Annotated in this window: 23 protein-coding genes and 1 pseudogene; 6 read left to right on the top strand and 18 right to left on the bottom strand. The window is 70.3% G+C overall.

From position 1 onward, the window contains the following. Positions 1-75: 75 nt before the first annotated feature. Complete coding sequence (locus tag ACTOQ3_RS30430; protein ID WP_440086874.1) at positions 76-1,428, bottom strand: CoA transferase; 1,353 nt, start codon at positions 1,426-1,428, stop codon at positions 76-78. Positions 1,429-1,763: 335 nt separating this feature from the next. On the opposite strand from ACTOQ3_RS30430, the gene ACTOQ3_RS30435 reads away from it, so the two are divergent. Continuing rightward, positions 1,764-2,498, top strand: a complete 735-nt coding sequence (locus ACTOQ3_RS30435; RefSeq protein ID WP_440086875.1) for a murein hydrolase activator EnvC family protein — start codon at positions 1,764-1,766, stop codon at positions 2,496-2,498. Positions 2,499-2,659: 161 nt separating this feature from the next. On the opposite strand, the gene dprA is transcribed toward ACTOQ3_RS30435, so the two are convergent. From dprA to rpsP, 12 genes are all read right to left on the bottom strand, one after another. After that, complete coding sequence (dprA, locus tag ACTOQ3_RS30440; RefSeq protein WP_440086876.1) at positions 2,660-3,727, bottom strand: DNA-processing protein DprA; 1,068 nt, start codon at positions 3,725-3,727, stop codon at positions 2,660-2,662. A gap of 476 nt (positions 3,728-4,203) precedes the next feature. After that, a complete protein-coding gene (locus ACTOQ3_RS30445) occupies positions 4,204-5,865 on the bottom strand; it encodes a YifB family Mg chelatase-like AAA ATPase (RefSeq protein ID WP_440086877.1) in 1,662 nt (553 codons plus the stop codon). Positions 5,866-5,987: 122 nt separating this feature from the next. After that, positions 5,988-6,341, bottom strand: coding sequence for a YraN family protein (locus ACTOQ3_RS30450; RefSeq protein WP_440071194.1), 354 nt, complete (start codon positions 6,339-6,341; stop codon positions 5,988-5,990). A gap of 245 nt (positions 6,342-6,586) precedes the next feature. After that, a complete protein-coding gene (locus ACTOQ3_RS30455; RefSeq protein WP_030511723.1) occupies positions 6,587-6,910 on the bottom strand; it encodes a DUF2469 domain-containing protein in 324 nt (107 codons plus the stop codon). Between the two features lie 39 nt (positions 6,911-6,949). Further along, entirely contained in the window at positions 6,950-7,636 is a 687-nt protein-coding gene (locus ACTOQ3_RS30460; RefSeq protein ID WP_440086878.1) for a ribonuclease HII, read from the bottom strand. A gap of 64 nt (positions 7,637-7,700) precedes the next feature. Then, entirely contained in the window at positions 7,701-8,297 is a 597-nt protein-coding gene (gene lepB / locus ACTOQ3_RS30465) for a signal peptidase I (protein WP_440086879.1), read from the bottom strand. A 9-nt stretch (positions 8,298-8,306) separates the two neighbouring features. Continuing rightward, a complete protein-coding gene (lepB, locus tag ACTOQ3_RS30470) occupies positions 8,307-9,173 on the bottom strand; it encodes a signal peptidase I (protein WP_440086880.1) in 867 nt (288 codons plus the stop codon). Between the two features lie 156 nt (positions 9,174-9,329). Beyond that, a complete protein-coding gene (rplS, locus tag ACTOQ3_RS30475; protein WP_362680339.1) occupies positions 9,330-9,683 on the bottom strand; it encodes a 50S ribosomal protein L19 in 354 nt (117 codons plus the stop codon). 198 nt (positions 9,684-9,881) lie between these two features. After that, positions 9,882-10,682 carry a tRNA (guanosine(37)-N1)-methyltransferase TrmD gene (gene trmD / locus ACTOQ3_RS30480; RefSeq protein WP_440086881.1) on the bottom strand — a complete coding sequence of 267 codons (801 nt, stop codon included), beginning with the start codon at positions 10,680-10,682 and terminating at the stop codon, positions 9,882-9,884. Position 10,683: 1 nt separating this feature from the next. Then, a complete protein-coding gene (gene rimM, locus ACTOQ3_RS30485; RefSeq protein ID WP_440086882.1) occupies positions 10,684-11,217 on the bottom strand; it encodes a ribosome maturation factor RimM in 534 nt (177 codons plus the stop codon). A gap of 93 nt (positions 11,218-11,310) precedes the next feature. Beyond that, positions 11,311-11,553: an RNA-binding protein gene (locus tag ACTOQ3_RS30490; RefSeq protein ID WP_362680331.1), complete on the bottom strand. Its 243-nt coding sequence runs from the start codon at positions 11,551-11,553 to the stop codon at positions 11,311-11,313. Position 11,554: 1 nt separating this feature from the next. Beyond that, positions 11,555-12,055 (bottom strand): 30S ribosomal protein S16, encoded by a 501-nt coding sequence (rpsP, locus tag ACTOQ3_RS30495; RefSeq protein ID WP_362680328.1) that lies wholly within the window; start codon positions 12,053-12,055, stop codon positions 11,555-11,557. Between the two features lie 267 nt (positions 12,056-12,322). Here rpsP and ACTOQ3_RS30500 point away from each other — a divergent pair, with 267 nt between their 5' ends. Then, entirely contained in the window at positions 12,323-12,877 is a 555-nt protein-coding gene (locus ACTOQ3_RS30500; protein WP_440086883.1) for a hypothetical protein, read from the top strand. A 68-nt stretch (positions 12,878-12,945) separates the two neighbouring features. Further along, positions 12,946-13,967 (top strand): annotated as a pseudogene (locus ACTOQ3_RS30505) (IS5 family transposase). Between the two features lie 260 nt (positions 13,968-14,227). On the opposite strand, the gene ffh reads toward ACTOQ3_RS30505, so the two are convergent. From ffh to ACTOQ3_RS30530, 5 genes are all read right to left on the bottom strand, one after another. After that, positions 14,228-15,787, bottom strand: coding sequence for a signal recognition particle protein (gene ffh / locus ACTOQ3_RS30510; protein WP_440086884.1), 1,560 nt, complete (start codon positions 15,785-15,787; stop codon positions 14,228-14,230). An 85-nt stretch (positions 15,788-15,872) separates the two neighbouring features. Continuing rightward, positions 15,873-16,433 carry a GTP-binding protein gene (locus ACTOQ3_RS30515; RefSeq protein ID WP_031158879.1) on the bottom strand — a complete coding sequence of 187 codons (561 nt, stop codon included), beginning with the start codon at positions 16,431-16,433 and terminating at the stop codon, positions 15,873-15,875. A 13-nt stretch (positions 16,434-16,446) separates the two neighbouring features. Further along, entirely contained in the window at positions 16,447-16,905 is a 459-nt protein-coding gene (locus ACTOQ3_RS30520) for a DUF742 domain-containing protein (protein WP_440086886.1), read from the bottom strand. Between the two features lie 24 nt (positions 16,906-16,929). Further along, a complete protein-coding gene (locus ACTOQ3_RS30525; RefSeq protein ID WP_326646986.1) occupies positions 16,930-17,343 on the bottom strand; it encodes a roadblock/LC7 domain-containing protein in 414 nt (137 codons plus the stop codon). A 43-nt stretch (positions 17,344-17,386) separates the two neighbouring features. Continuing rightward, a complete protein-coding gene (locus ACTOQ3_RS30530; RefSeq protein WP_440086887.1) occupies positions 17,387-20,557 on the bottom strand; it encodes a nitrate- and nitrite sensing domain-containing protein in 3,171 nt (1,056 codons plus the stop codon). A 489-nt stretch (positions 20,558-21,046) separates the two neighbouring features. Between ACTOQ3_RS30530 and ACTOQ3_RS30535 the strand changes: the two genes are divergently transcribed. The 3 genes from ACTOQ3_RS30535 to ACTOQ3_RS30545 are packed head-to-tail and all read left to right on the top strand — an operon-like array spanning position 21,047 to position 23,609. Continuing rightward, positions 21,047-22,033, top strand: coding sequence for an ABC transporter substrate-binding protein (locus tag ACTOQ3_RS30535; protein ID WP_440086888.1), 987 nt, complete (start codon positions 21,047-21,049; stop codon positions 22,031-22,033). Beyond that, a complete protein-coding gene (locus ACTOQ3_RS30540) occupies positions 22,030-22,818 on the top strand; it encodes an ABC transporter permease (RefSeq protein WP_440086889.1) in 789 nt (262 codons plus the stop codon). The genes ACTOQ3_RS30535 and ACTOQ3_RS30540 overlap by 4 nt, the downstream gene beginning before the upstream one ends. Continuing rightward, on the top strand, positions 22,818-23,609 hold the full coding sequence (locus ACTOQ3_RS30545) for an ABC transporter permease (protein ID WP_440086890.1): 792 nt from the start codon (positions 22,818-22,820) through the stop codon (positions 23,607-23,609). The genes ACTOQ3_RS30540 and ACTOQ3_RS30545 overlap by 1 nt, the downstream gene beginning before the upstream one ends. The last annotated feature ends 3 nt before the right edge of the window (positions 23,610-23,612 follow it).

Consider the following 23,612-nt stretch of genomic DNA (forward strand, 5'->3'; position numbering starts at 1 on the left):
ACCGCCGGGAGAGGGCGCGGGAGGAGGGCGTTCAGGATTCGGGAGAGGACCTCCGGGAGCGGTCGTGGAAAGGTCTCACCACCAGGCGGGCGGGTGCTCGCCCCTCTGCGGGGGTGGACTCGACCAGTACGGTGACACGCCGTCGACGGTGCCGGGCGGCCTGAGGTAGGTCAGGCGGCCGAAGGCGCTGTCCATCTCCTCGATCATGTCGGTGACGTCAGGCTCCGGCGTGGCCGCTCCGTCGACCCTGCCGAGACCGTCCAACCACCGCGCGGTCCCGGCCAGGGAGAGTTCCACTCTCCAGGATCCCCCCTCGGTGGATCGGCGGAGCAGGGCGGCCATCGCGCCGAAGGCGGCCAGGTGGCCGGTGGCGTGGTCGAGAACCTGGGCGGGCAGCGGATGCGGCCGCGATCCGTCGCCACCCTCGCGGGCGATACCGGACACCATCTGTACCAGGCTGTCGAACCCACGCCTGCCCGCCCACGGCCCCCGCCCGCCGTACGCCGAGACATCGACGCACACGATTCCCGGCCTGATCCCGGCCAGCCTCCGGGGACCGAACCCCAGCGCTTCGAGGGCGCCCGGCCGGTAGGACTGCACGAGCACATCGGCCTCCGCCACCAGGTCGCGCAGCGCGGCGCTCCCGGCCGGAGTCCTCAGGTCGAGATGGCAGGACCGCTTGCCGAACGCGGTGCCGATCACCGGCCCCGGAACCTCGGGAAGATGCCGGGCACCCACCCTGAGCACCTGGGCCCCGTGGGCGGCCAGCGTGCGGGTCGCCACCGGCCCGGCGATCACCCTGGTCAGATCGAGCACCCGCACCCCGTCGAGCGCCCGCCCTCCCCCGCCTCTCGGAGCACCGGGCCTCGGACCACCGGAATCGCCGATCCGGGTCAGGTGAACGAGCGGCGACGCGGCGACCGCCCGCGACTGCGGGTGCTCACGCCATCCGGCGCGGTCGCGCATGGCCGCCGCGCATCCTCCCGCGGACGTCACCGCCTCCTCGACCTCGACGGCGGTACGCCCCGCGCAGGCGCGTTCGACGGCGTCCCTGCCCGTATCGGCGGGCAGTCCCAGCGCCGTGAGGACCGCGTCACGGTGGTGGTCGAAATTGCAGTGCAGCCGGACCCAGCCGTCGGCGGTGCGGTAGTCACCGGAGAGGGGAGCCCACAGATCCACGGCGACTCCGTCGATCCTGAAGTGACGCTCGTCCAGGAAGGCGATCGCCGCCTCCCGCACGTCCACCGCGGCCTGGCTCCCGCCTCCTTTGAGCGCCGCGGCGGCCGCGGTGGCGGCCCCGACGGCGACGGCGGCCGCGGTGCCCACCCGGAAGACGGAGGGCAGCACCGGATCGTCCCCGCTCACCCTGACCGGCGGCAGCTCGACGCCCACCTCGGCGGCCAGCTCGCGGATACGCTCTTCGACCACGCGATCCTCACTCGCACACGACGTTCCGGGCTCTCCCCCGCTCACCCGACGTTCCCCCGCTCTCCCCGTTCACCCGACGTTCCCCCGCTCTCCCCGTTCACACGACGTTCCGGGCTCTCCCCGCTCATACGACGTTCTCCGGCTCTTCCCGCTCAGTCGATATCTCTGGGCCATCCCATCCCAGCTCATCTCACGCGACACGCCAGGACTCTCATCGCTCACATGATGTTCTGCGACCCTCTTCGTCCCCATCCTCAGCCACATCCTCGACCGCCTATCCACAGAATCCCATTCGGCCCATACCCGGTCCATCACGGGACTTCATGCTCACGAGCATGAAGTCCGTCCACACCGTGGGGCTGCGAGCCCTGTTGTGCTCACTGATCCTGGCCACACCGGCGGCAGCGGGCGCCCGTCACGCGACCGCCCTCGCCCACCCCACCGGCATGACCGGCCGCGCGTACGGCGTGACGACTCCCACGACCACCCTCGCGTCCGCCCGCCCGGGTGCGCGCGGCCCGGCGAGAACGGCGCGTCCGGCCGGGGCACCCGCCCCCTCCTTTCACGGGAAACGGCCCCACCGGGAACGACCCCACGGAGGACGGCCCCACGGGGAACGGCCGCGCTGGGAATGGCCGCGCTGGGAATGGCCGCTCGCCGGACGGCCGCGGGTGCTCAGGGGCTTCGCACCACCGGCACAGCCGTGGCTGGCCGGTCACCGGGGCACCGACCTCTCCGCGTCTTCCGGAGCCGAGGTGCGGGCCGCGGGAGCGGGAACGGTCGGCTACGCCGGGCCGCTCGCGGACCGGGGCGTGGTGACCGTGCTTCACCCCGGTGGCCTGCGGACGACCTACCTTCCCGTCCAGCCCTCGGTGCGGCGCGGGCAGGCGGTGGCCACCGGCGAGGTGATCGGCACCCTTCAGGACGTCCCTGGGCACTGTCCCGCCTCCTGCCTGCACTGGGGCCTGCTCCGCGACCGTGCCTACCTCGACCCTCTGCTCCTCCTCGGTCATGGCCAGGTCCGCCTCCTTCCCCTGTGGCCGGCTCCGGCCTCGCGGCCCCCTTCGTAGGCTGCTCCGAAGCCCCGTTACGAGTTTTCGGCTTGAGCCGCCTCGACTCCTTGTCCTGCGCTGTTCCGGCTCCTTGGCTTGGGCCGTTTCGAGCCCTTGACTCGAGCCGCCTCGGCTCCTTGGGCTCGACCGACGACCGCCCCTCGCGACCCGGGAACGGGCTACCCGCCGGGAGGGCGGTCGGGGCGGAGGCGCCAGCCCCGGGAGACGCGTTCGACGTAGCCCGCGGCCGCCAGGCCTCCGAGGCAGGCGAGCACGGTCTCCAGGTCGACCCCCGCGGCGACGGCTATCGTCGCGGGGCCCACGCCGATCCGGGTGGGCATGGCCTCGACGACCTTCCGGGTCTCCGGGTCGAGCCGGTCGCGAGGAAGTACCGGACCGCGCGGCTCGGGAGCCAGGTCGGTGCCCATCGTCCCGGCGAGTTCGATCACCTCCTCGGGACCGGTGACGCAGATGGCCCTGCCCTGGCGGATCAGCCGATGGCACCCCGCCGAGAACTCCGAGGTCACCGGGCCCGGCATCGCGGCCAGGTGGCGGTTGAGCGCGATCGCGTGCCCGGCGGTGTTGAGCGCTCCGCTCCGCACGGCCGCCTCGACGACCACGGTGCCCCTGGACAGGGCCGCGATGACGCGGTTCCTGATGAGGAACCTCGGCCTGGTCGGGTGCGCGCCCATGGGGCACTCGCTGACCAGCACCCCCCGTTCCCGGATGGCGGCGAACAACTGCTGGTGCGCGCTGGGGTAGGCGACATCGGCGCCACAGGCCAGCACGGCGACGGTCGGTCCCTCGCAGGCGAGGGCGCCCCGGTGGGCGGCGCCGTCGATGCCGTAGGCGCCGCCGGAGACGACACCCCACCCCCTCTCGCTCAGCCCCGCCCCGAGCTCCGCCGCCACGTGCGTGCCGTAGGGCGTGGCGGCTCGGGAACCGACGACCGCGACGGATCTGAGACAGGAGAACCGCAGGTCGGCGTCGCCGTGGAGCCAGAGGGCATGGGGCCTGGAGTCTCCCAGGTCGTCCAGCTGGGTCGGCCATTCGGGATCGCCGGGAACCACCAGCCTCGCCCCTATCCGCTCGCCCTCGGCCAGGTCACGCGCGGGGTCGGCCGTCTTCAACCGGGCCGCCCAGGAGGCGACCATCCGGTCCAGCCTGGCCGCGAGCCGCCCATCCCGCGCGGCCTCCGAGCCGTTGTCCGTCCCAGACCGGCCGCCGCCGGAGCGGCCGCCGGACACGCTCGGTCTCCCGTGCCGCACCGCCTCCGAGGCGTCGTGCCGAAGGGGGCGTTCCCCGGACGGGCCGGATGCTCCGTCTCCCGGCTCCGGGCTCCCGTCATGCGGGCCCTCGCCCCCACCACGCGGAGGGAACCGTTCACCGGCTGAGCCGGACCTCCCGCCCGGCGGCTCCGGACTCCCGCCACACCGGCCGGGACCTTCGCCAACTGAACCGGGACCTCCGTCGTGCGGGCCCGAGCCTGCCTCTCGTGGGCCGGATCTTCCAGCCGACGGGCCGGGGCCGCCCACCGATCGGCCGGGATTTCCGGCCGGGCGGCCGTGCGTTTCGGCGAACCATCGGGTGAGATCCGCGTCCGCGGACCCCTTCCGGACCAGGGCGACGGCGGCCTCCGGGCCGCGCAGGGCGACGAGAGCGCCCATCACGGTGTCGCCCGGCTCGGCCAGGCGCATCAGGGTGAGCCGTGCGAGCCTGTCGCTCATCGTTCCTCCCCCAGCCATAGCCCCAGCGCGGAGTTGGTCTCGTGGAGCTCCGGCCGCTCCTTGCCCGCGAGGTCGGCCAGAGTCCAGGCCAGTTTGATGATCCGGTCGAGGCCCCGGGCGCTCAACCGGCCGCTGTCGAGATGCCCGAGCAGCGGCGACATCGCCGCGGGCGGCGGCCGGTATTCGGTGTGGAGGGCTCGGGCGGGCACCTCCGCGTTGCACCGCCACGGCGTGTTCGCGAACCTTTTGGCGGCCCGCTCACGCGCGAGCAGCACCCGCTCGGCCACCACCCCGCTCGACTCGATGAACCGACGGTCGGCGAGGAGCTCGCGCCTGGTCGAACGGAACAGGCCGACCTTGACGTCCACCCGGTCGAGCAGCGGGCCGGAGAGCCTCGCGAGATAGCGGCGGCGGGCCGCGGGAGCGCACGTGCACGGATCCTCCGGGGTGGAGGGCCGCGCGCACGGGCATCTGTTGGCCGCCAGCACCAGCATGAACCTGGCGGGGAAGGTCACCGACGCCAACGCCCTGGAGACCGTCACCCGCCCCGATTCGAGCGGCTGCCTGAGCGCGTCGAGAACGGTCGTCGAGAACTCGGGCGCCTCGTCCAGGAAGAGCACTCCCCGGTGGGCCAGTGAGACCGCCCCCGGACGGATCATCCCGCTGCCCCCGCCGATGACGGACGCGACGGTCGCGGTGTGGTGGGGCGCCACGAACGGCGGGCGGACCAGCAGGGGGCGGTCCCTGGGCAGCACACCGGCGACCGAGTGGATGGCGGTCACCTCCAGGGCCTGGTCCCGCTCCAGAGCGGGGAGCAGGGTCGGCAGCCGCTCGGCGAGCATGGTCTTGCCGGTGCCGGGGGGACCGAGCATCCAGAGGTTGTGTCCTCCGGCGGCGCAGATCTCCAGCGCGCGACGGGCGAGCGGCTGCCCCGCGACGTCTCCCAGGTCGGGAGCGTCGTCCGGGCCCTCCCCGGCATCGTGGGCGTCTCCGGGGCCGGCCTCGCCGGGAGATCCCGGCGGGAGCGGGAACGCGACCCCCGGGCCGCGATCACTGGTATCGGCACCGGGCTCCCCCGCCCCGGCTCCCCCGCACCCTCCGGAACCGGCCCGGCCGGAACCCGGCGGAAGACCTCCCGCCGGCTCGTCGCTCCGCAACCAGCGCACCAGGGCGCCCAGCGTGGTCGCGGGAACCACGCTCACCCCCGGCACGAGACCGGCCTCGGCGGCGTTACGGGCGGGAACGACGACGGTGTGGGCACCGGCGGCGACGGCCGCCAGCACGGCGGGGAGCACACCCCGCACCGGCCTGACCGAGCCGTCCAGGCCCAGCTCGCCCAGGAAGATCGGCTCGGCGACCCTGGCGGCGGGCACGAACCCGGCCGCCGCGAGCAGGGCCATGGCGATCGCGACGTCGAACAGGCTTCCACGCTTGGGCAGGCTGGCGGGAAACAGGCTGACCGTGATCCGGGCGTCGGGCCAGGCGTATCGGCTGTTGACCAGGGCGGAACGGACCCGGTCTCGGGCCTCGCTCAGCGCGGTGTCGAGCATGCCGATGAGGTGGAGGCCCGCCACGCCACTGCCGACATCGGCCTCGACCTCGACGAGACGGCCGGTCACCCCGACCAGGGCGACGCAGCGCGTGCGTGCGACGGCCACTCACCCCACCCCCCGCGGAGAGCGAATGATCCACGACAGGCCGGGAGAGATCGGCGGCGCGGGAGACGCCGACACGCCGGGGAACATCGATGCGCCAGGGAACATCAACACGCCGGGAGACATCAGCACACCCCCCGCTCGTGGCGGATGGCGAAATCCCCGGCGAACCGCTCCAGGGCGACGACGTCGACGCGGATCGCGTCGAATCGGTCCTGACGCTCGGCGAGCCAGCTGGCCGCGAGCCTGCGCAGACGGGCGATCTTCGCGTCGGTGACCGCTTCGAAGGCGGTGCCGTGGCTGCGCCCCGAACGGGTTTTCACCTCCACCGCGACGAGCGTGCGTCTCTCCCGGGCGACGATGTCGATCTCCCCGTCCGGGCACCGCCAGTTGCGATCCAGGATCTGCAGGTCGTGTGCCAGCAGATAATCGACGGCGATCTGCTCGCCGTGCTTGCCGAGCTCATCTTTCGCGGCCATGGAACCACCTCCGGTTCCAGACCTTCGCTCAGCTCACCGCACCGCCAAGAAGCCGAGCGCGATTCTGTGGAAATCCGGCCGGGCACGGAGCGTGGCTGTGGACAACGTCTCGCGGCCGCTCAGCCGCATCACGAGGCCTCGAAGCGCTCAGCCCCACCCCACCGGCCCCTCGGCCCTCCAGCCTCTCGAGGGCGCCTTCGAAGCCGCCGGGAAAGCCACCGGGAAAAAGGGCCCGGGAAAGCCGCTCAGGAGGAGAAGCCCTCCTTGGGCATCTCCAGATCGGGCTTGGCGAGCTCCTCGACGTTCACATCCTTGAAGGTCACCACGCGGACGTTCTTGACGAACCTCGCCGGGCGGTACATGTCCCAGACCCAGGCGTCCTGCATCTTCACATCGAAGAACACGTCACCGTTCTCAGCGGTGCGCACGTCGAGGTCGACGGAATTGGTGAGATAGAAGCGCCGCTCGGTCTCCACGACATAGGTGAAAAGGCCGACAACGTCGCGGTACTCACGGTAAAGCTGCAGCTCCATCTCGGTTTCGTACTTTTCGAGATCCTCTGCGCTCATACCGGTCCTCCTGTTAAACGCCCACCCCGGCCCGCCCGATCAGACGGCACCGGCCCCCACTTCATTCTCACCCATCACCTCGCCCGCTCCTGACCGCGCCACCGTCGAGAACGAGAAGCGGTGATCCGGACACGGACCGTAGGTTCTGAGAGCCCTGCGATGGTCGGCGGTGCCATACCCCTTGTGCACGGCGAATCCGTACCGGGGATGGCGTTCGTGCAGCGCCACCATCATCTCGTCCCGCGTCACCTTGGCCACGATCGAGGCCGCGGCGATGCAGGCCGCGACCTGATCTCCCTTCCACACGCCCAGCGACGGCGCGGGCAGGCCGGGAACGGGGAACCCATCGGTCAGAACGTAGCCGGGGTGACAGGGTAACCGCGCCACGGCCCTGCGCATTCCTCCGATGTTGGATCTGTGCAGGCCCCGGGCGTCGATCTCACCCGGCGGGATCACCACCACGCTCACCGCCCGCGCGGTCACCGTGATCCGCTCGAACAGCGACTCGCGCCGGGAGGCCGTCAGCAGCTTGGAGTCGTCCAGGCCGTCGATCGGGCCGCCCAGCACCACGGCGGCGACCACCAGCGGCCCGGCGCAGGCGCCCCGGCCCGCCTCGTCGACTCCCGCCACGGGACCGAGCCCGCGCCGGCTGAGAGCCCGCTCGTAGCCGTACAGTCCCGAATCCCGCCGGACCACGCTGGGTCTGGGGCGAAACGCAACCGTCATGGCACCACGGGTGACAGAGCGACCATGACCAGAGAGTACGCCCCCTCCGGTGCATTCGGTACCGCTATCTCACCTTGAGGAAGCTCTCCGGCCTCGAAAGCACCGCGGCCCTGGAGAACGGCCAGTAGATCGCGACGGCACGGCCGATGACGTCGCTCTCCGGAATCGACCCCTCTCCCAGCCTCTCCTCGTGGGCGCGCGAGTCGGCGGAGGAGGTGCGGTGATCGCCCATGACCCACAGCCGCCCCTTGGGAACGACCTTCTCGAACGGCTCCCCCGAGGGGAAGTCGCCGGAGTAGAGGTAGGAGCTCTCCTCGAGCGGCACCCCGTTGACCGTGATCCGCTTCTTGGCGTCACAGCACTTCACCGTGTCACCGCCGACCGCGATCACCCGCTTGATGGTGTCCTCGTTGTTCCAGCCCCTGAAAACCACGATGTCGCCGCGCTCGGAGTCGCCGTGCAGCTTGTTGACGACCACCCGGTCACCCACCAGAAGGGTGTTCTGCATCGACTCCGACGGGATCCAGAACGACTGGAAGACGAACGCCTGCAACAGCAGCGCCGCCACCACCCCGCACACCAGCAGGAACAGCGACTCGCGCAGGCCACCGCCCTTGCCGCTCTTCTCTTTCTTCTTCTCAGCCTCGGGTTCAACGGTCATGAGATGGGGCTACCGCCTTGAGAGCCAGCGACGACGCCACAGCACCAGCGGCACGGCGCCCGCGAAGCCCGCGAGGAGCGGAGCGGCCCCTCCCAGGGCCGCGGCGGCCTTGAGGGCCGGCTGGCCGAAGGTGTCGGGAATGGGAAGGGTCGTGGCCCTGGAGAACGGCCACACGATCACGAAGGCCCGGCCGATCACCTTGTCCACCGGGATCGTCCCGCCACCGGGATCACCCAGGTGGGAGCGGGAGTCGAGGGAGACCAGCCGGTGGTCGCCCATCACCCACAGGCGCCCCTCACCGACCTTGGCCTCGAAGAAGCTCTGGGACGGCACGTCGCCGGGGTAGAGGTACTCCTCGTCGAGGGGAACCCCGTTGACCGTCACCCGGCCCTTGGCGTCACAGCACTTCACGGTGTCGCCGGCGACGCCGATGACCCGCTTGATGTAGTCCTTCTCGCCGGGGACCACGCCGAAGGCGGTGCCGACCCAGCGGAAGAATCCCGCGACCGGGTTGGGCGGCTCCTCAAGGTCGATCTCGGGGTCCCAGGAGTCGACCCCGGAGAAGACCACCACGTCGCCGCGCTCGATGTCGCGGACGCGGTAGACGAGCTTGTTGACCAGGACCCGGTCGTTCGTGAGGAGGGTGTTCTCCATCGACTCCGACGGGATGTAGAAGGCCTGGATCACGAAGGTCTTGATTATGAGGGCGAGCACCAACGCCACGACGACCAGGACAGGCAACTCCTTCCAGAAGGAGCCCTTCTTCTTGTCCTTGCCGTCTCCGGCGGTCTTCTGAGTGTCTTCGGCGACCACGTCCACCTCGTCCTCGACAGGTCGACGCGAGACTGCGCCGTACTCCCGGTCTTCGCTAGTCATCGCTGACGAGCCTAGATGATGGGCGGTACCAAGTGGTCGAGTGACGGGGTACCGCATAGCCATGCGTATTGCCATAGGAGGTCAAACCTCCTTACATGCGACTGGCCCGCTCCCCGGTGACGGGGGCACGGGCCAGGTCGGCGGACGCTGACGCGCCTAGCGGGCTTCGCGCTTCTCGCGGATGCGAGCGGCCTTGCCGCGCAGGTCACGCATGTAGTAGAGCTTGGCGCGGCGGACGTCGCCACGGGTCACGAGAGTGATCTTCTCGATGACCGGGCTGTGCACCGGGAAGGTCCGCTCGACACCGACGCTGTAGCTGACCTTGCGGACGGTGAAGGTCTCGCGGGAGCCACCGCCCTGGCGACGCAGGACGAAGCCCTTGAAGACCTGGACACGGGACCGGCTGCCCTCGATGACCCTGACGTGGACCTCAAGCGTGTCACCGGGCCGGAAGTCCGGGACGTCGGTGCGGAGCGCGGACTTCTCGAGCTCGCTGATCAGCGTGTGCATGGCAGTGGTACCTCATTTACGAGCGCACACGGAGGTCCATCCGGCCGCGACGGGGCGGCGTCGCGATGGACACGCGTGCTGAAGTGGACTATGTCTCGGAGCCGGAACCGTCTGCCCGGCGGCGCGCGCCAGCCGGCGTTCAGTCGGCGGCAACGCTTCAGTCTGCCATATTTTCCCGACCGACCGGAAATCAACCGGTCAGGACGGCCGGCCCTCGAGATCCGCCGGCCCCGCCTGGGGGAGATCCAATTCCGCCAGGGCTCGCCTGTCGTGCTTGTCCAGGCTCTCCGGGTCGAGCGCCGCCAGCAGCTCGGGCCGGTTCCTCGCGGTACGGCGCAGCGCCTGGTCCCGCCGCCACCGGGCGACCTTCCCGTGGTGCCCGGAGAGCAGAATCTCCGGCACCTCGTGCCCCCGCCACTCGGGCGGCTTGGTATAGACGGGGCCCTCGAGGAGGTTCTCCATCGCGCCGGGCGCGAAGGAGTCGTCCACGGCCGAGTTGACGTTGCCGAGCACGCCCGGCAGCAGCCGCCCGACGGCCTCGATCATCACCAGCACGGCCACCTCGCCCCCGGCGAGCACGTAGTCGCCGACGCTGACCTCGTCCACACGCATGCGGGCGCCGTACTCGGCCATCACCCGGGAGTCGATGCCCTCGTAGCGGGCCGGGGTGAACAGCAGCCACGGCTCGGCGGCGTACTCCATCGCCAGCCTCTGGGTGAAGGGCACGCCGCTGGGAGTCGGCACGATCATCCTCGGCGGTCCGGCCGGGCCGGAGGCGAGGACCGCGTCGATGGCCTCCCCCCAGGGGCCCGGCTTCATGACCATGCCGGGACCGCCCCCGTAGGGGGTGTCGTCCACGGTGCGGTGCACGTCGTGGGCGTGGTCGCGGAGCTGGTGGAGGTGGACGTCGAGGATGCCGCGCTCGCGGGCCTTGCCGATGAGGGAGACGTCGAGGGGCGCGAAGTACTCGGGGAAGATGGAGATGACGTCGACGCGCATGTCAGACGATCTCGTCCGGGTCGAGCAGCCCGGCGGGGCCGTCCACGACGAGGACGCCCTTGACGAGGTCGACCACCGGGACCAGCGCCTTGACGAACGGCACGTAGACCTCGCCGCCCCCGGCGGCCCCGGCCTTGCCGCGCCGTACGACGAGCAGGTCCTGGCCGTGGTGGAGCACGTCGGACACCTCTCCCACCGTCTCGCCGTCGGGCTTGACCACGGTGAGGCCGATGAGCTGGTGGTCGTAGAACTCGTCGGGATCGTCGGAGGGCGGGATGTCGTCCGAGTCGATGACGAGCATGGTGCCGCGGAGATCCTCGGCCCGGTCACGGCCGGTCACGCCCTCGAACCTGACCAGCAGGATCCCGGAGTGCCAGCGGCGGGACTCGACGACCAGCGGGCCGGCCGACGCGGGGTCGGTGGCCAGGGCCGTGCCCGGGGCGAAGCGCCGGTCCGGCTCGTCGGTACGCACCTCCACGGACACGTCCCCGCGGAGCCCGTGCGGGCGGCCGATCCGGCCTACGACGAGCTGCACGCCCGCCTCCTCACGTAGTGGTGTCTAGGGAAAGCAGACGGGCCACCCACACTGGGCGGGTGGCCCGTTCGCTCGATGGACGCGTCTCGACGGCTAGCGGGCCTCGTTCAGGTCGAGAAGATCGACCCGGATGTACTTGCCGTCGCCGAGGGCGTTCACGACCGTGCGAAGCGCCTTGGCCGTACGGCCGCCGCGGCCGATGACCTTACCGAGGTCCTCGGGGTGGACCCGGACCTCAAGCACACGCCCGCTGCGGATGCGGCGGGCGTGAACCTGGACGTCGTCAGGATGCTCGACGATGCCCTTCACCAGGTGCTCGAGGGCCTCCTCGAGCACCTCAGGCCTCGCCTTCCGGCTTCTCCTCGGCGGCCGCGGTGGGCTCAGCCGGGGTCTCGGCGGCGGCCTCTTCGGCCTTGGGGGCCTCTTCGGCCTTGGCCTCTTCAGCCTTGGGAGCCGCCTTGCGGGTCGACTTCTTCGGCGTGGTGGCGGCCTCCAGGGAGAGCGCCTCCTTGGCCGCGGCCTCGTAGACGGCGTGACGGTCGGCCTTGGGCTCGGCGACCAGGAGCGGAGCCGGAGCCGGCTCGCCCTTGAACTTCTGCCAGTCGCCGGTGAGCTTGAGGAGCTTGAGCACGGGCTCGGTCGGCTGCGCGCCGACACCCAGCCAGTAGGCCGCCCTGTCGGAGTCGACCTCGATGCGCGAGGGGTTCTCCTTCGGGTGGTACAGGCCGATCTCCTCGATCGCCCGGCCGTCACGCTTGGTGCGGCTGTCGGCGATGACGATGCGGTACTGCGGGTTGCGGATCATGCCGAGCCGCTTGAGCTTGATCTTGACTGCCACTGGTGTGGTCTCTCCTGCATTAGAGCGTGGGTGAGCGGCGTCTCATCGAGTGGGGCACGAGGAGAGGACCGTTCGAGGGACAGGCATGGCACGCGGGAGTGAGAGGGCAACCACGTGTCACGATGTTCCAACATGTCATTGTGCCAGACGTGCGGGGGTGCCCGGCCAACCCGCGGCCATCCGGTACGGCGGCCGGAAGGCAAATCTCGGTAATCCCCGTGTGTCCGGACCCCGTGGCGGGCCGGCCTGGTGCGCTAAATGGCCGCCGTGGCAACCACCCTCAGATCTCTGCTGCTGACCGCGACCGGATCCGTCGCCGTGCTGGGTGCGGTCCTGGCCATCCGCGCGACGACCCCGGCGGGCCAGGCCGACGTGTCCCCGGCGCCCATCTCGTCCCCCGCCGGAACCCTTGACAGGACCCTCGACGGAACCCTCGGGCGCCCCGGAGGAACCACCGGGGCCACCGGGGCCACCGAGGCCTCGGGAATCTTCGGCGTCCTCGGAACCGACCTCATGACCGGCGGGGACCGCGCCCCCGGGCACTCTCAGGCCCCGTGGGGAGCACCCGAACCACCCGGCGCGCCCGCCCGGTGGGGAGATCCCGCCATGCCGGAGGCCGTGCCCGAGGCACCGCTTCCGCGGGGAACCGTGGTCCCGCCGGGAACACCCGTCTCACCGGTGGTCCCGATCCCGCTGGGGGCCCCGGCCGCGCCGGGACTCCCGATCCCCCAGGAGGCGTCCGCGCGGTCCGTGTTCCCGGGGTTCCCGGGGTCCCTGGGCTTCCCGGCCTCCCCGCAGTCGCCGCCGCTCCAGCCGTACTAGGAGCTGTTTGGGGTTCGGATCTATGTGAGGCCCGGTAGTGGGCTGGTCGTGGCTGGTAAAACTCGGACGTGGCGCGTTTTGATGTGACCGATGCCGAGTGGGCGTTGATCGAGCCGTATCTGCCGGTGGCGGCTACCGGGCCGCTTCCTCGGCGGGTACGTGATCAGTTCAACGGGATCTTGTGGCGGTTTCGCACCGGGTCGGGCTGGCGTGACGTGCCAGAGCGGTATGGGCCATGGTCCACGCTCTACTCTCGGTTCAACGGCTGGGCCAAGGCCGGGGTGTTTCAGGATCTGATGGACGCGCTGATCGCCGAGGCCGCTTTGCGCGGGCAGGTCGGGCTGGAGGTGGTCAGCGTGGACTCCACGATCGTGCGGGCGCATCAGGAGTCGGCCGGGCTGGCGGTCGCCGGGGAGACCTTGGATGCGCTGGAGCAGGCACTGACCGAGGAAAAGGGGGCTCCGCTGGCAGAGCAGCCGCCGGTGCTGCGAGTGATGCGCCGCAGGTCACACCCAGCGCGGACAACGCGGACACGTCGCTTGCGCCGGATCGTGCCGCCACGCGGCGACGCCGAAAGGCCCGGGCGAAGGCTGCCGGGCTCGGCCGATCCCGGGGCGGGCTGAGCAGCAAGGTCCATGCTGCGGTCGATGCCGCCGGGCTGCCGCTGGCCTTCGTGCTCAGCCCCGGCCAAGCCGGCGACTGCCCGTGGTTCATCACCGTCCTGGACAAGATCCGCATCCCCGGCCGGGTCGGCCGGCCTCAGACCCGCCCTGCCGCGGTGGTCGCGGACAAGGCCTACTCCTCCAAGGCCAACCGCTCCTACCTGCGCCGCCGCAAGATCACTGCGGTCATCCCGGAGAAGACCGACCAGCAGGCCAACCGCAAGAAGAGAGGGTCAGCGGGCGGGCGGCCCGTCGGCTTCGATCCGGAGCGCTACCGGCAGCGCAACACCGTCGAACGTTGTTTCCAGAAGATCAAGGCCTGGCGCGGATTAGCCACCCGCTACGACAAAACCCCGGAAAGCTATGAGGCCGGACTCCACCTCCGAGGCTCGATCATGTGGCTGAAACTCCTCACTTCAACCACATGATCCGAACCTCGAACAGCTCCTAGGACCGGCCGGGCGGCCGGCCGCGAGAACCGCGGCTTTCGTGGCGGCCGCCCGGTCGACCACGATCCAGATCCACGCGGGCGGCGGGGCACGGCCGAACGCCGCGCCGATCGGATCGGGGGGCGGCGCGGGGCACTACTTGGGGCGTACCCCGAGGAGCTCGAGCACGGCGACGAGGATGAAACCCCCGACGATGATCACCCAGATCCACCTGGCGCGCGAGTGGAAGCCGTCGTCGCTCATTTCTGTCCCGGGAGCTTGAACTTCGAGGGGTCGAAGCCCGGCGGCAGCTCCAGGCCCGGCGGCAGCTGCTGCCGGGAGCCCAGCTTGCCGAGGAGGCCGCTCCCCGCGGGGGTCGCGGGCTCGTCGGTCTTGTCGGGGACGGCCTTGCCGAGCGCCGCCTTGCGCGGGTCACCGCTGACCCTGCGCCCCTTGGCCGCCTTCTTCTGCGCGGCCTTGCCGCCCTTGCGACCGCCCGGCATGCCGGGGATGCCCATGCCGCCGGCCATCCGCTTCATCATCTTCTGGGCGTCGAAGAAACGGGTGACCAGCCCGCTCACCTCGGTCACCGTCACGCCGGAACCCCTGGCGATACGGGCCCGGCGGGAGCCGTCGATCATCTTCGGGTTGTGACGCTCGGCAGGGGTCATCGAGCGGATGATGGCGGCGATGCGGTCGAGATCGCGGTCGTCGACCTGGTTGAGCTGCTCGCGCATCTGTCCCATGCCGGGCATCATCCCGAGCAGGTTCTTGATGGGGCCCATCTTCTGGACCATCATCATCTGCTCGAGGAAGTCCTCCAGGGTGAAGCCCTCGCCCGAGGTGAGCTTGCTCGCCATCTTGGCGGCCTCGGCCTCGTCGAAGGTCTTCTGGGCCTGCTCGATCAGGGTGAGGATGTCACCCATGTCGAGGATGCGGGACGCCATCCGGTCGGGGTGGAAGGCGTCGAAGTCCTCGAGCTTCTCACCGGTCGACGCGAACATGATCGGCCTGCCGGTGATGTGGCGGACCGACAGGGCGGCGCCACCGCGGGCGTCGCCGTCGAGCTTGGTCAGCACGACGCCGTCGAAACCCACGCCCTCCATGAAGGCCTGGGCCGTGGAGACGGCGTCCTGGCCGATCATGGCGTCGACGACGAACAGGACCTCGTCGGGCGAGACCGCGTCGCGGATGTCGGCCGCCTGCCTCATCAGCTCCTGGTCGATGCCCAGGCGGCCCGCGGTGTCGATGATGACGATGTCGTGCTGCTGCCGCTTGGCGTGGTCGATCGACTGGCGGGCCACGGCGACCGGGTCGCCGACGCCGTTGCCCGGCTCGGGCGCGTAGACCGCGACGCCCGCGCGCTCGGCCACGACCGAGAGCTGCTGGACGGCGTTGGGCCGCTGGAGGTCGGCGGCGACCAGCAGCGGCGTGTGGCTCTGCTCGCGCAGCCAGCGGGCCAGCTTGCCGGCCAGGGTCGTCTTGCCCGCGCCCTGCAGACCCGCGAGCATGATGACGGTCGGCGGGTTCTTCGCGTAGCGAAGCCGCCTGGTCTCACCACCGAGGATCTCGATGAGCTCGTCGTTGACGATCTTCACGACCTGCTGCGCCGGGTTCAGCGCCTGGGAGACCTCGACGCCGCGGGCGCGCTCCTTGACCTGGGCGACGAACGCCTTGACCACGGGCAGCGCGACGTCGGCCTCGAGCAGCGCGATGCGGATCTCGCGGCAGGTCGCGTCGATGTCGGCTTCGGACAGCCGACCCTTGGATCGAAGGGAGGAGAAGACCGATGTCAGCCGGTCGGAAAGCGTCTCGAACACGTGATTGGCCAGCCTCTGCGCTACAGGTCTGCGACTCGACCTCCCAGCCTATCCGCTGGGAGGTGCGACTGACGCCCTCCAGCGGTCAGCGACCCCAGCCGGGGACGGCCATCCGCATGGTGAGCGCGTGCTCCACGAGCGTGATGAGCGTGGCCTTCACCGCGTCGCGCGAGCGGGCGTCGGTCCGGGAGATGGGGATGTGCGGGGCCAGCGTCAGCGCCTCGCGCACCTCCTCCTCACCGTGGAGGTAGGTGCCGTCCCAGCCGTTGACCGCGACGACGAAGGGGAGCTTGGCCTCTTCGAAGTAGTCGATCGCCGGGAAGCTGTCGGCCAGCCGCCGGGTGTCGACGAGCACGATCGCGCCGATCGCGCCGCGGACCAGGTCGTCCCACATGAACCAGAACCGGTGCTGACCCGGCGTACCGAACAGGTACAGGATCAGGTCCCGGTCCAGCGAGACGCGGCCGAAGTCCATCGCGACCGTGGTGGTGGTCTTGTTCGGTGTGAGGCCGAGATCGTCGATCCCGGCGCTGGCGTCGGTCATCACCGCCTCCGTGGTCAGCGGCAGAATCTCCGACACCGCCCCCACGAAGGTGGTCTTGCCAACACCGAATCCCCCGGCGACGACGATTTTCGTCGATGTCAGGCCGCCGCCGCGGCTAGAGCCTGCGAAGTCCACTGAGCACCCTTTCCAGCAGGTTGAGATCCGGCTTGCCCGCGTCCAGCTGCGGCTGGTGGATCTGCACCAGGGCCTCGGCGGCCATGTCGGCCACCAGGATCCTGGTCACGCCGAGCGGGATGCGGAGCATCGCGGAGATCTCAGCGACCGAACGCACTTGCCGGCACAGGGCGCTGATCGCCTGATACTCCGGGGTGCGGGTGGATAAATCATGATGTATGGAGGTCGCCGAGGAGACCAGGGCCTCCAGGGCGAGTTGGGTCCGGGGGGCGGTGCGCCCCCCGGTCACGGCATACGGACGGACGAGGGAGCTCTGCTCCGACGGCGCCGGGTGCATGAGATGGGAAGGACCGCCCTGATGCCGGTGGGGGTCGTCCATTGATTGATAGGGATACCCGCCGTGCGGGTCGCCCTCACCGGTCCAGCCGCGGCCTGCCACGACAGCCTCCTAGCGTCATCGCCGTCACCGTGAGTGGGAAGACTGCAGTTCGGCGCGGACTGCCGGGGTCAGCACCTGACCCGCCCGCTCGACGAGCATCGTCATCTGGTAGGCCACCAGCCCCATGTCACAGTCGGCGGCGGCCAGCACCGCCAGACAGGAACCGTCACTGATGGACATGATGAGGAGCAGCCCTCGTTGCATCTCAACCACGGTCTGGGTGACCGCACCGCCCTCGAAAACCCGCGAGGCACCCTGGGTCAGGCTGATCAGGCCGGCCGCGACCGCGGCCAGCTGGTCCGCCCTGTCCCTGGGAAATCCGTCCGAGTACGCCAACGGCAGACCGTCGGCTGACACGACGACCGTGTGCGCCACACCTGGGACGTTGTTCACAAAGTCGGTGATCAGCCAATTGACCCCCCGGGCGGCCTGGCTCATTTCGCGCACGTGTCATCCTCCTTGGCGACCATGATGAGCTCGCTCACCGGTCCTCCTTGTTTCCTTCAACATCCCGGCCGAAGTCGGGATACGGCCGCCCGTCTCCGGCGCCGCCCCTGGCGGCCGCGCGCCCCTGCCGTACTCCCTGCTGGAAGCTCGCCAGCCTGCTGCGCACCGCCTCGGGGGAGACCGTCGGCCGGTGCACGGGAGTTTGGGGGGCCGCGCTCAGGTCGGGCGCGGCCGTACCGGGTACCAGGTTCGCCTTGGGCACCCGCTTGGGCAGCCCCGAACCGGTGACCCCGCCGAGCGAGGGCTCGCTGGCGGCCTTGGCGGCCTGCCAGCCCGCGTCGGCGGGCGACGACCAGCCGCCCGGTGCGGGGGTGGCCGGTTGCGAGAGCTGGACGGTCTCCTGAACGGCCTGGGCCTGAACCTGGGGGGCCTCTTCGGCCCGCTCCTGGACGGCCGGGGCCGGCTCGACCTTCTTGAACCAGTCGGACTCGACGGCCGCGAAGATCGGCAGGAACTCCTCCTTCGCCTCTTCCATGGGCGAGGCGTCGGGGATCACCGGCAGCGGGCCGGTGTTGTCCGCCGGGTCGAAGACGCGTCGCCCGAACGGCCCGGAGTTGCCGGTGGACGGCCAGCCTCCGGAGTCGCCGCGCGAGGAGGTGGACCAGACGTCGGAGCCGGTGTCCCTGCTCTGCTGACCGCCGGGCCAGACGGGGGCGTCGCTGCGCGGGGCCGTGTTCGGGCCCGTGGACCACGACCCCGCGTCACCGCGGGGCCCGCCCTGTCCCTGCCGCCATCCCGAGGGGTCGGGCTGGGAGGCGTTCGGCCAGCCGTGGCCGGGGTCGGTGCCGGGCGACGGCGCCTGTCCCGGCCAGGGGGTGTCGACGGGCGCCTGCCCGAACTGGCTGCCTCCGAAGGGAGGCTGCGAGGCCTCGAAGGAGTTGAACTGCTGCCCCATGTCGAAGGAGGCGAACGAGTTCTGGTGGGCGGCCTCGAACGAGGCGAAGGACGGCATCGGGGGGGCGGTGGGGCTGGCCAGCACGGGCGGGCGGTCCATGGAGGCCATGGACCCGGCCCAGTCCCCGCTCTGCATGCTGGGGGAGGTCCCGCCCGGGCGGTTGGTGACGGCGAGCAGGTTCTCCGGGAGCAGGACCATCGCGGTCAGGCCACCGCTGTCCTGCTGCCTGAGCTGGACGCGGATGCCGTGCCGCAGGGCGAGGCGGCCGACCACGAACAGGCCCATCCGGCGGGAGACGGAGACGTCCACCACCGGCGGGTTGGCCAGCCGCCAGTTGGCCTGGGATAGCTCCTCGGCGGTCATGCCGATGCCGATGTCGGTCACCGAGACCATCACCCCGCCGCCGTCGATGCGGTTGCTGGAGACGATCACCTTGGTCTCGCGGGGGGAGAAGGAGATCGCGTTCTCCACGAGCTCCGCGATCAGGTGGACGACGTCGTTGACGGAGGTGCCCACCACGGACACGCCGGCGGACAGCTGCAGGTCGACCCGTTCGTAGTTCTCGACCTCCGACAGCGAGGCGCGGACCACGTCGATGAGCGGGACCGGCTGGCTCCACCGGCGGGCGGGCTCCTGGCCCGCGAGGACCAGGAGGTTCTCGGAGTTGCGGCGCATGCGGGTGGCGAGGTGGTCGAGCCGGAAGAGGCTGCCGAGCCGCCCCTCGTCCTGCTCGCCCTGCTCCAGGCTCTCGATGAGGGAGAGCTGGCGTTCGACCAGGGTCTGGCTGCGCCGGGAGAGGTTGACGAACATCGAGTTGACGTTGCTCCGCAGCGTGGCCTCCTGGCCCGCCAGCCGTACGGCCTCACGGTGGACCTCGTCGAAGGCCCGGGCCACCTCACCGATCTCGTCGTCGGAGGCGACGCCGATCGGGGTGATGTCGGTGGCCGAGACCTCGCCGCTCTCGCGCATCGTCTGGACGGTCTCGGGGAGGCGCTGGCCGGCGATGGAAAGCGCCTCGGTACGGAGCCTGCGCAGCGGCCTGACCAGCGACCTCGCCATGACGGCGGTGACGATCAGGACGAGGAGCAGCAGCAGTCCGCTCAGCCCGGCGGCGATCAGCGCGCCGCGCTGCTCGGACGCCTGCAGGTCCGCGCTCTGCATGATGAGGGTCTTGGCGACCTGTTCCTCCACCACGCGCATGCGCTCGATGATGTCGGTGGAGGAGTCGAACCAGGAGGGCAGGTCGTTGAGCTCGCTCTTGGAGACGTCGACGTTCACCAGCGGCCGGCCGTTGAGGGCCAGGAAGATGGCGCGGGCGCGCGTCGCCGCCGCGCGGTCCTTCTTCTGGCTGCTGACCGTGTCGTCGTAGAGCTGGCGCTGCTGGATCGACGCCTCGGAGCGGAAGGTCGCGAGCTCGCTGTCGAACTGCGCCCGGGCGGCCAGCATGGCGTCGAGGCCTTCGGCGCTGAACCCCCTGACGACGAGGGCGGCGGCGAGGTTCGCCCGTTCCCTGGACGCCTGCTCCTTGGCCCTGGTCAGCGCGGCGAACGCGGCCGCGCCGCTGGTGAGGTCCTGGTCGGAGACACCCTGGATGATCTCGTCGTGCAGGGCCAGCAGGTCCGCGATGGTACGGGAGTACATGGCGATCGTGGGCTGGGCCGGCACCTGGGTGGCCGCGCCCGCGGCCAGTTCGCGCAGGCTCTTGAGCTCGTCGATGCGGCGGCGGATCTGGGTGAGCTCGGTCTCGCCCCGGGTGCCGAGGGATCCCAGGAGACCGCTGTTGTCCATGGCCCCGTTGACGAGGAGGCTCACCGGCCCGACGACCTGGTCGACGGACTCGTACTGCTTGCGCAGGCTCGCCTTGCTGCTGGCCTGGCGGCCTCCCGCCACGTGCCGGGCCGACAGGTCCCGCTCGAGCTGCAGCTCGTCGACCAGGTCGCTGAGACCGGCGGTGAGTTCGGCGGTGGCGCGCACGCGTTCGTACTCGGCGGCGCTGCTGATCGAGGTGGTGACCCGCAGGCCGCCCAGCACGATCGCGGCGACGGTGGGAATGACGATGAGCGCGATCAGCCGCGATCTCACTCGCCAGTTCTTGAGCGCGAGCCTGCTGCCGTTCCTCTCGGACTTCTCGGAGTCGCGACCGTCGAGGTCCTGACCCGGGCCGCTCCGCGGCTGCCCCCCCTGGTTGTCGAATCCCAGGGCAGGTGCCAGCCCGGATTCGCGTTCGCTGGGGATTGACGCTGTCCTCACTGGCCTCCGCTGCCTCTCCTCGGATCGTCTGCTTGGAGGGGATCGCGTCACGCAGTGATGTGCGAGTGACGCCGACGCATCCATGGGGTAGGGGTTATTGGAGCACAGCCGGATGAGTTCGGCCAACAGCACATAACTCACATTCTTCACTTAACAGGCACACAGCATCCGCAATCGGGCGATGACTCTCCGTCCTGTAACCGCAAACTTCCACAAAGTTGCGAAACAGATTTATTGACTTCTTTCACGGCGCCCGCTAGATCCGCCCGTCGGCGATTGGTACCAGTGTGACAACCGGGAGCCCTGTGACCGTTTTGTGGCCTAGGGACGAAAGGGGCAATATTTGTAATTTGACTGATCTACTCCGCTACTCTGATCGGCGGTCGGCATACCCCCCTTGACCAACATGCCTCCCGGGACCCCCTCCATGTCGCCCGTCGAGTCACCGCGAGTTCCGGCAGGGGCGGTCAAACGCAGCTAAGGAGACCCATGAGGTTCAAACTTGCGAGCCGGGCCGTCATCGCGGGAGTGGCCGCCGCCCTCGCGCTGAGCGCCTGCGGAAGCTCTGACACCCCCACTGACACCACCGCCGCGAACGCGGGGGGTCTGGAGAAGAGCAGCATCAAGATGGGGGCCCTGCCGATCCCCGACTCGGCCGCGCTCTACATCGCCAACAAGAGGGGCTTCTTCAAGGAGGAAGGGCTCACCGTCGAGATCGAGGTGGTGCCCGGAGGCGCCCAGGCCCAGCAGGGTCTCCTCGGCGGCACCCTGGACGCCACGCAGACGAACTACGTCTCGACCTTCCTCGCCGTCTCCAAGGGCCAGAAGATGAAGATCATCTCTGACCTCTACCAGGCCGCCCCGAACTCGTTCAACCTCATGGTGCCGAAGGACTCCGGGATCAAGACGCCCGCGGACCTCAAGGGCAAGAAGATCGCGGTCAACAGCAAGCAGAACATCGGCACCCTGGCGGTGACCACGGTGCTCAAGACCCACGGCCTCACCGAGAAGGACGTGGAGTTCGTGGAGTTCCCCTTCCCCGAGATGGGGGCCCAGCTGAAGAACAAGACCGTCGACGCCGCCTGGATGACGGAGCCGGCCCTGACCGCGGCGCAGAAGATCCTCGGCGCCCAGAAGCTCGCCGACACGATGGTCGACTCCACCGCCGACTTCCCCATCGCGGGAGTGGTCGTCACCGAGAAGTTCGCCAACGAGAACCCCAAGACGGTCGCCGCCTTCCAGCGCGCGGTCGCCAAGGCCCAGCAGATCGCCGCCACCGACCGCAAGGCCGTCGAGGAGATCCTGCCGACCTACACCAAGATCGACGCGGCGACCGCGGCCGTCATCACGCTCGGGTCCTTCCCCACCAGCCTCGACGAGACCCGCCTGCAGCGGGTCGCCGACCTCATGCTCGAGCAGGGTTACCTCACCAGCCCCATCCAGGCCAAGACCGTCCTCCCCGGAAACCTCGGGTGACAAGGCGCAATCCGCTCGACAACAGACTGCTCTGCGGCGTCCTCGGCGTCGCGGGGCTGTTCTGCGTCATGGAGGCCGCGGGCCGGGCCGGGCTGATCGACCCGATCGCGTTCCCGCTGGCCTCCACGGTGCTCGGCCGGGCGGCCGCTCTCGTGACGGACGGGGAGTTCCTCTCCGACGTCGCCTCGACCCTCGGCGCGTGGGCGACCGGTCTGCTGATCACGGTCGCGATCGCGGTGCCCGCCGGGTTCCTGCTCGGCACCCTGCCCCGTGTGGAGGGCGCTCTGCGGCCGATCGTGGAGTTCCTGCGCCCGATCCCGTCGATCGCGCTGATCCCGCTGGCCCTCGCCGTGTTCTCCGACAGGTTCGACATGAAGGTCACCCTGGTCGTCTACGCGGCGACCTGGCCTGTCCTGATCAACACGATGTACGGCCTCAAGGACGTCGACCCGCTCGCCAAGGAGACGCTCCGCAGCTTCGGGTTCGGGAAACCGGCCGTGCTGTGGCGGGTCTCCCTGCCGAGCACCGCGCCCTTCATCGCCACCGGTGTCCGGCTGGCGTCGGCGATCGCGCTCATCGTGGCGATCAGCACGGAGCTGATCGGCGGCGGCGCCGACGGCATCGGCAGCTACGTCCTGGAGAGCGCGGGCGGTGTGGACGCGACGGAGTACGTCATCGCCGCCGCCATCTGGGCCGGCGTCATCGGCGTGGTCACCAACGGCCTGTTCGTGCTCGCGGAGCGGCGGCTCTTCCGCTGGCACACCGCCCGTACGGAGGTGGTGTGATGAGCGGCCCGATGCGTGTCATCGGCCGGCTGTGGCCGGTCGTGGTCGTCGTGGCGCTGTGGGAGCTGCTCACCCGCTACCTGGAGATGCTGAGCTTCCCGCCTCCGTCGCAGATCATGGCCAGCGCGTACACGTTGTGGCTGACCGGCCCCGCGGAGCGGCTCTGGCTCACCGACGCGGCGCTGGAGAACATTCCCGCGAGCGTCGGCCGGCTGCTGGCCGGGTGGGTGCTGGCCGGGGTCGTCGGGATCGCCCTCGGGGTCGCCCTGGGCCGCTCCCCTCTGCTCTTCCGCCTCGTCGACCCGCTGGTGCAGTTCGCCCGCGCCATTCCCCCGCCCATGCTGCTGGCGTTGTTCCTGGCGCTGTTCGCCATCGGTCCCCGGATGCAGATCAACTTCATCGCGTTCGGCATCGTCTGGCCGGTCCTGATCAACGCCTGCGAGGGGGCCAGGCACGTCGACCGACAGCACCTGGACACCGCGAGCGTCTTCGGGCTGACGGGCCGCGAGCGGCTGTTCCGGATCATCCTGCCCTCGGCCATGCCGAAGATCTTCGCCGGGCTCCGGGTCAGCCTGTCGCTGGCCCTGATCCTCATGGTGCTCTCCGAGCTGATCGGCAGCACCGACGGGATCGGCTTCCAGCTCCTGGACGCCCAGAGGTCGTACGACTTCCCCGGCGTGTGGGCGACCATCGTGGTGCTCGGCGTCCTGGGATACGCGCTCAACTCGGCGTTCCTGGCGGCCGAGCGACGTGTCCTGTCCTGGCACCGATCCGCCAAGCAGACGACCTGAGGA

The organism is Streptosporangium sp. LJ11, from assembly GCF_051918945.1.
In the GTDB taxonomy this organism is placed as follows: Bacteria; Actinomycetota; Actinomycetes; order Streptosporangiales; family Streptosporangiaceae; genus Streptosporangium.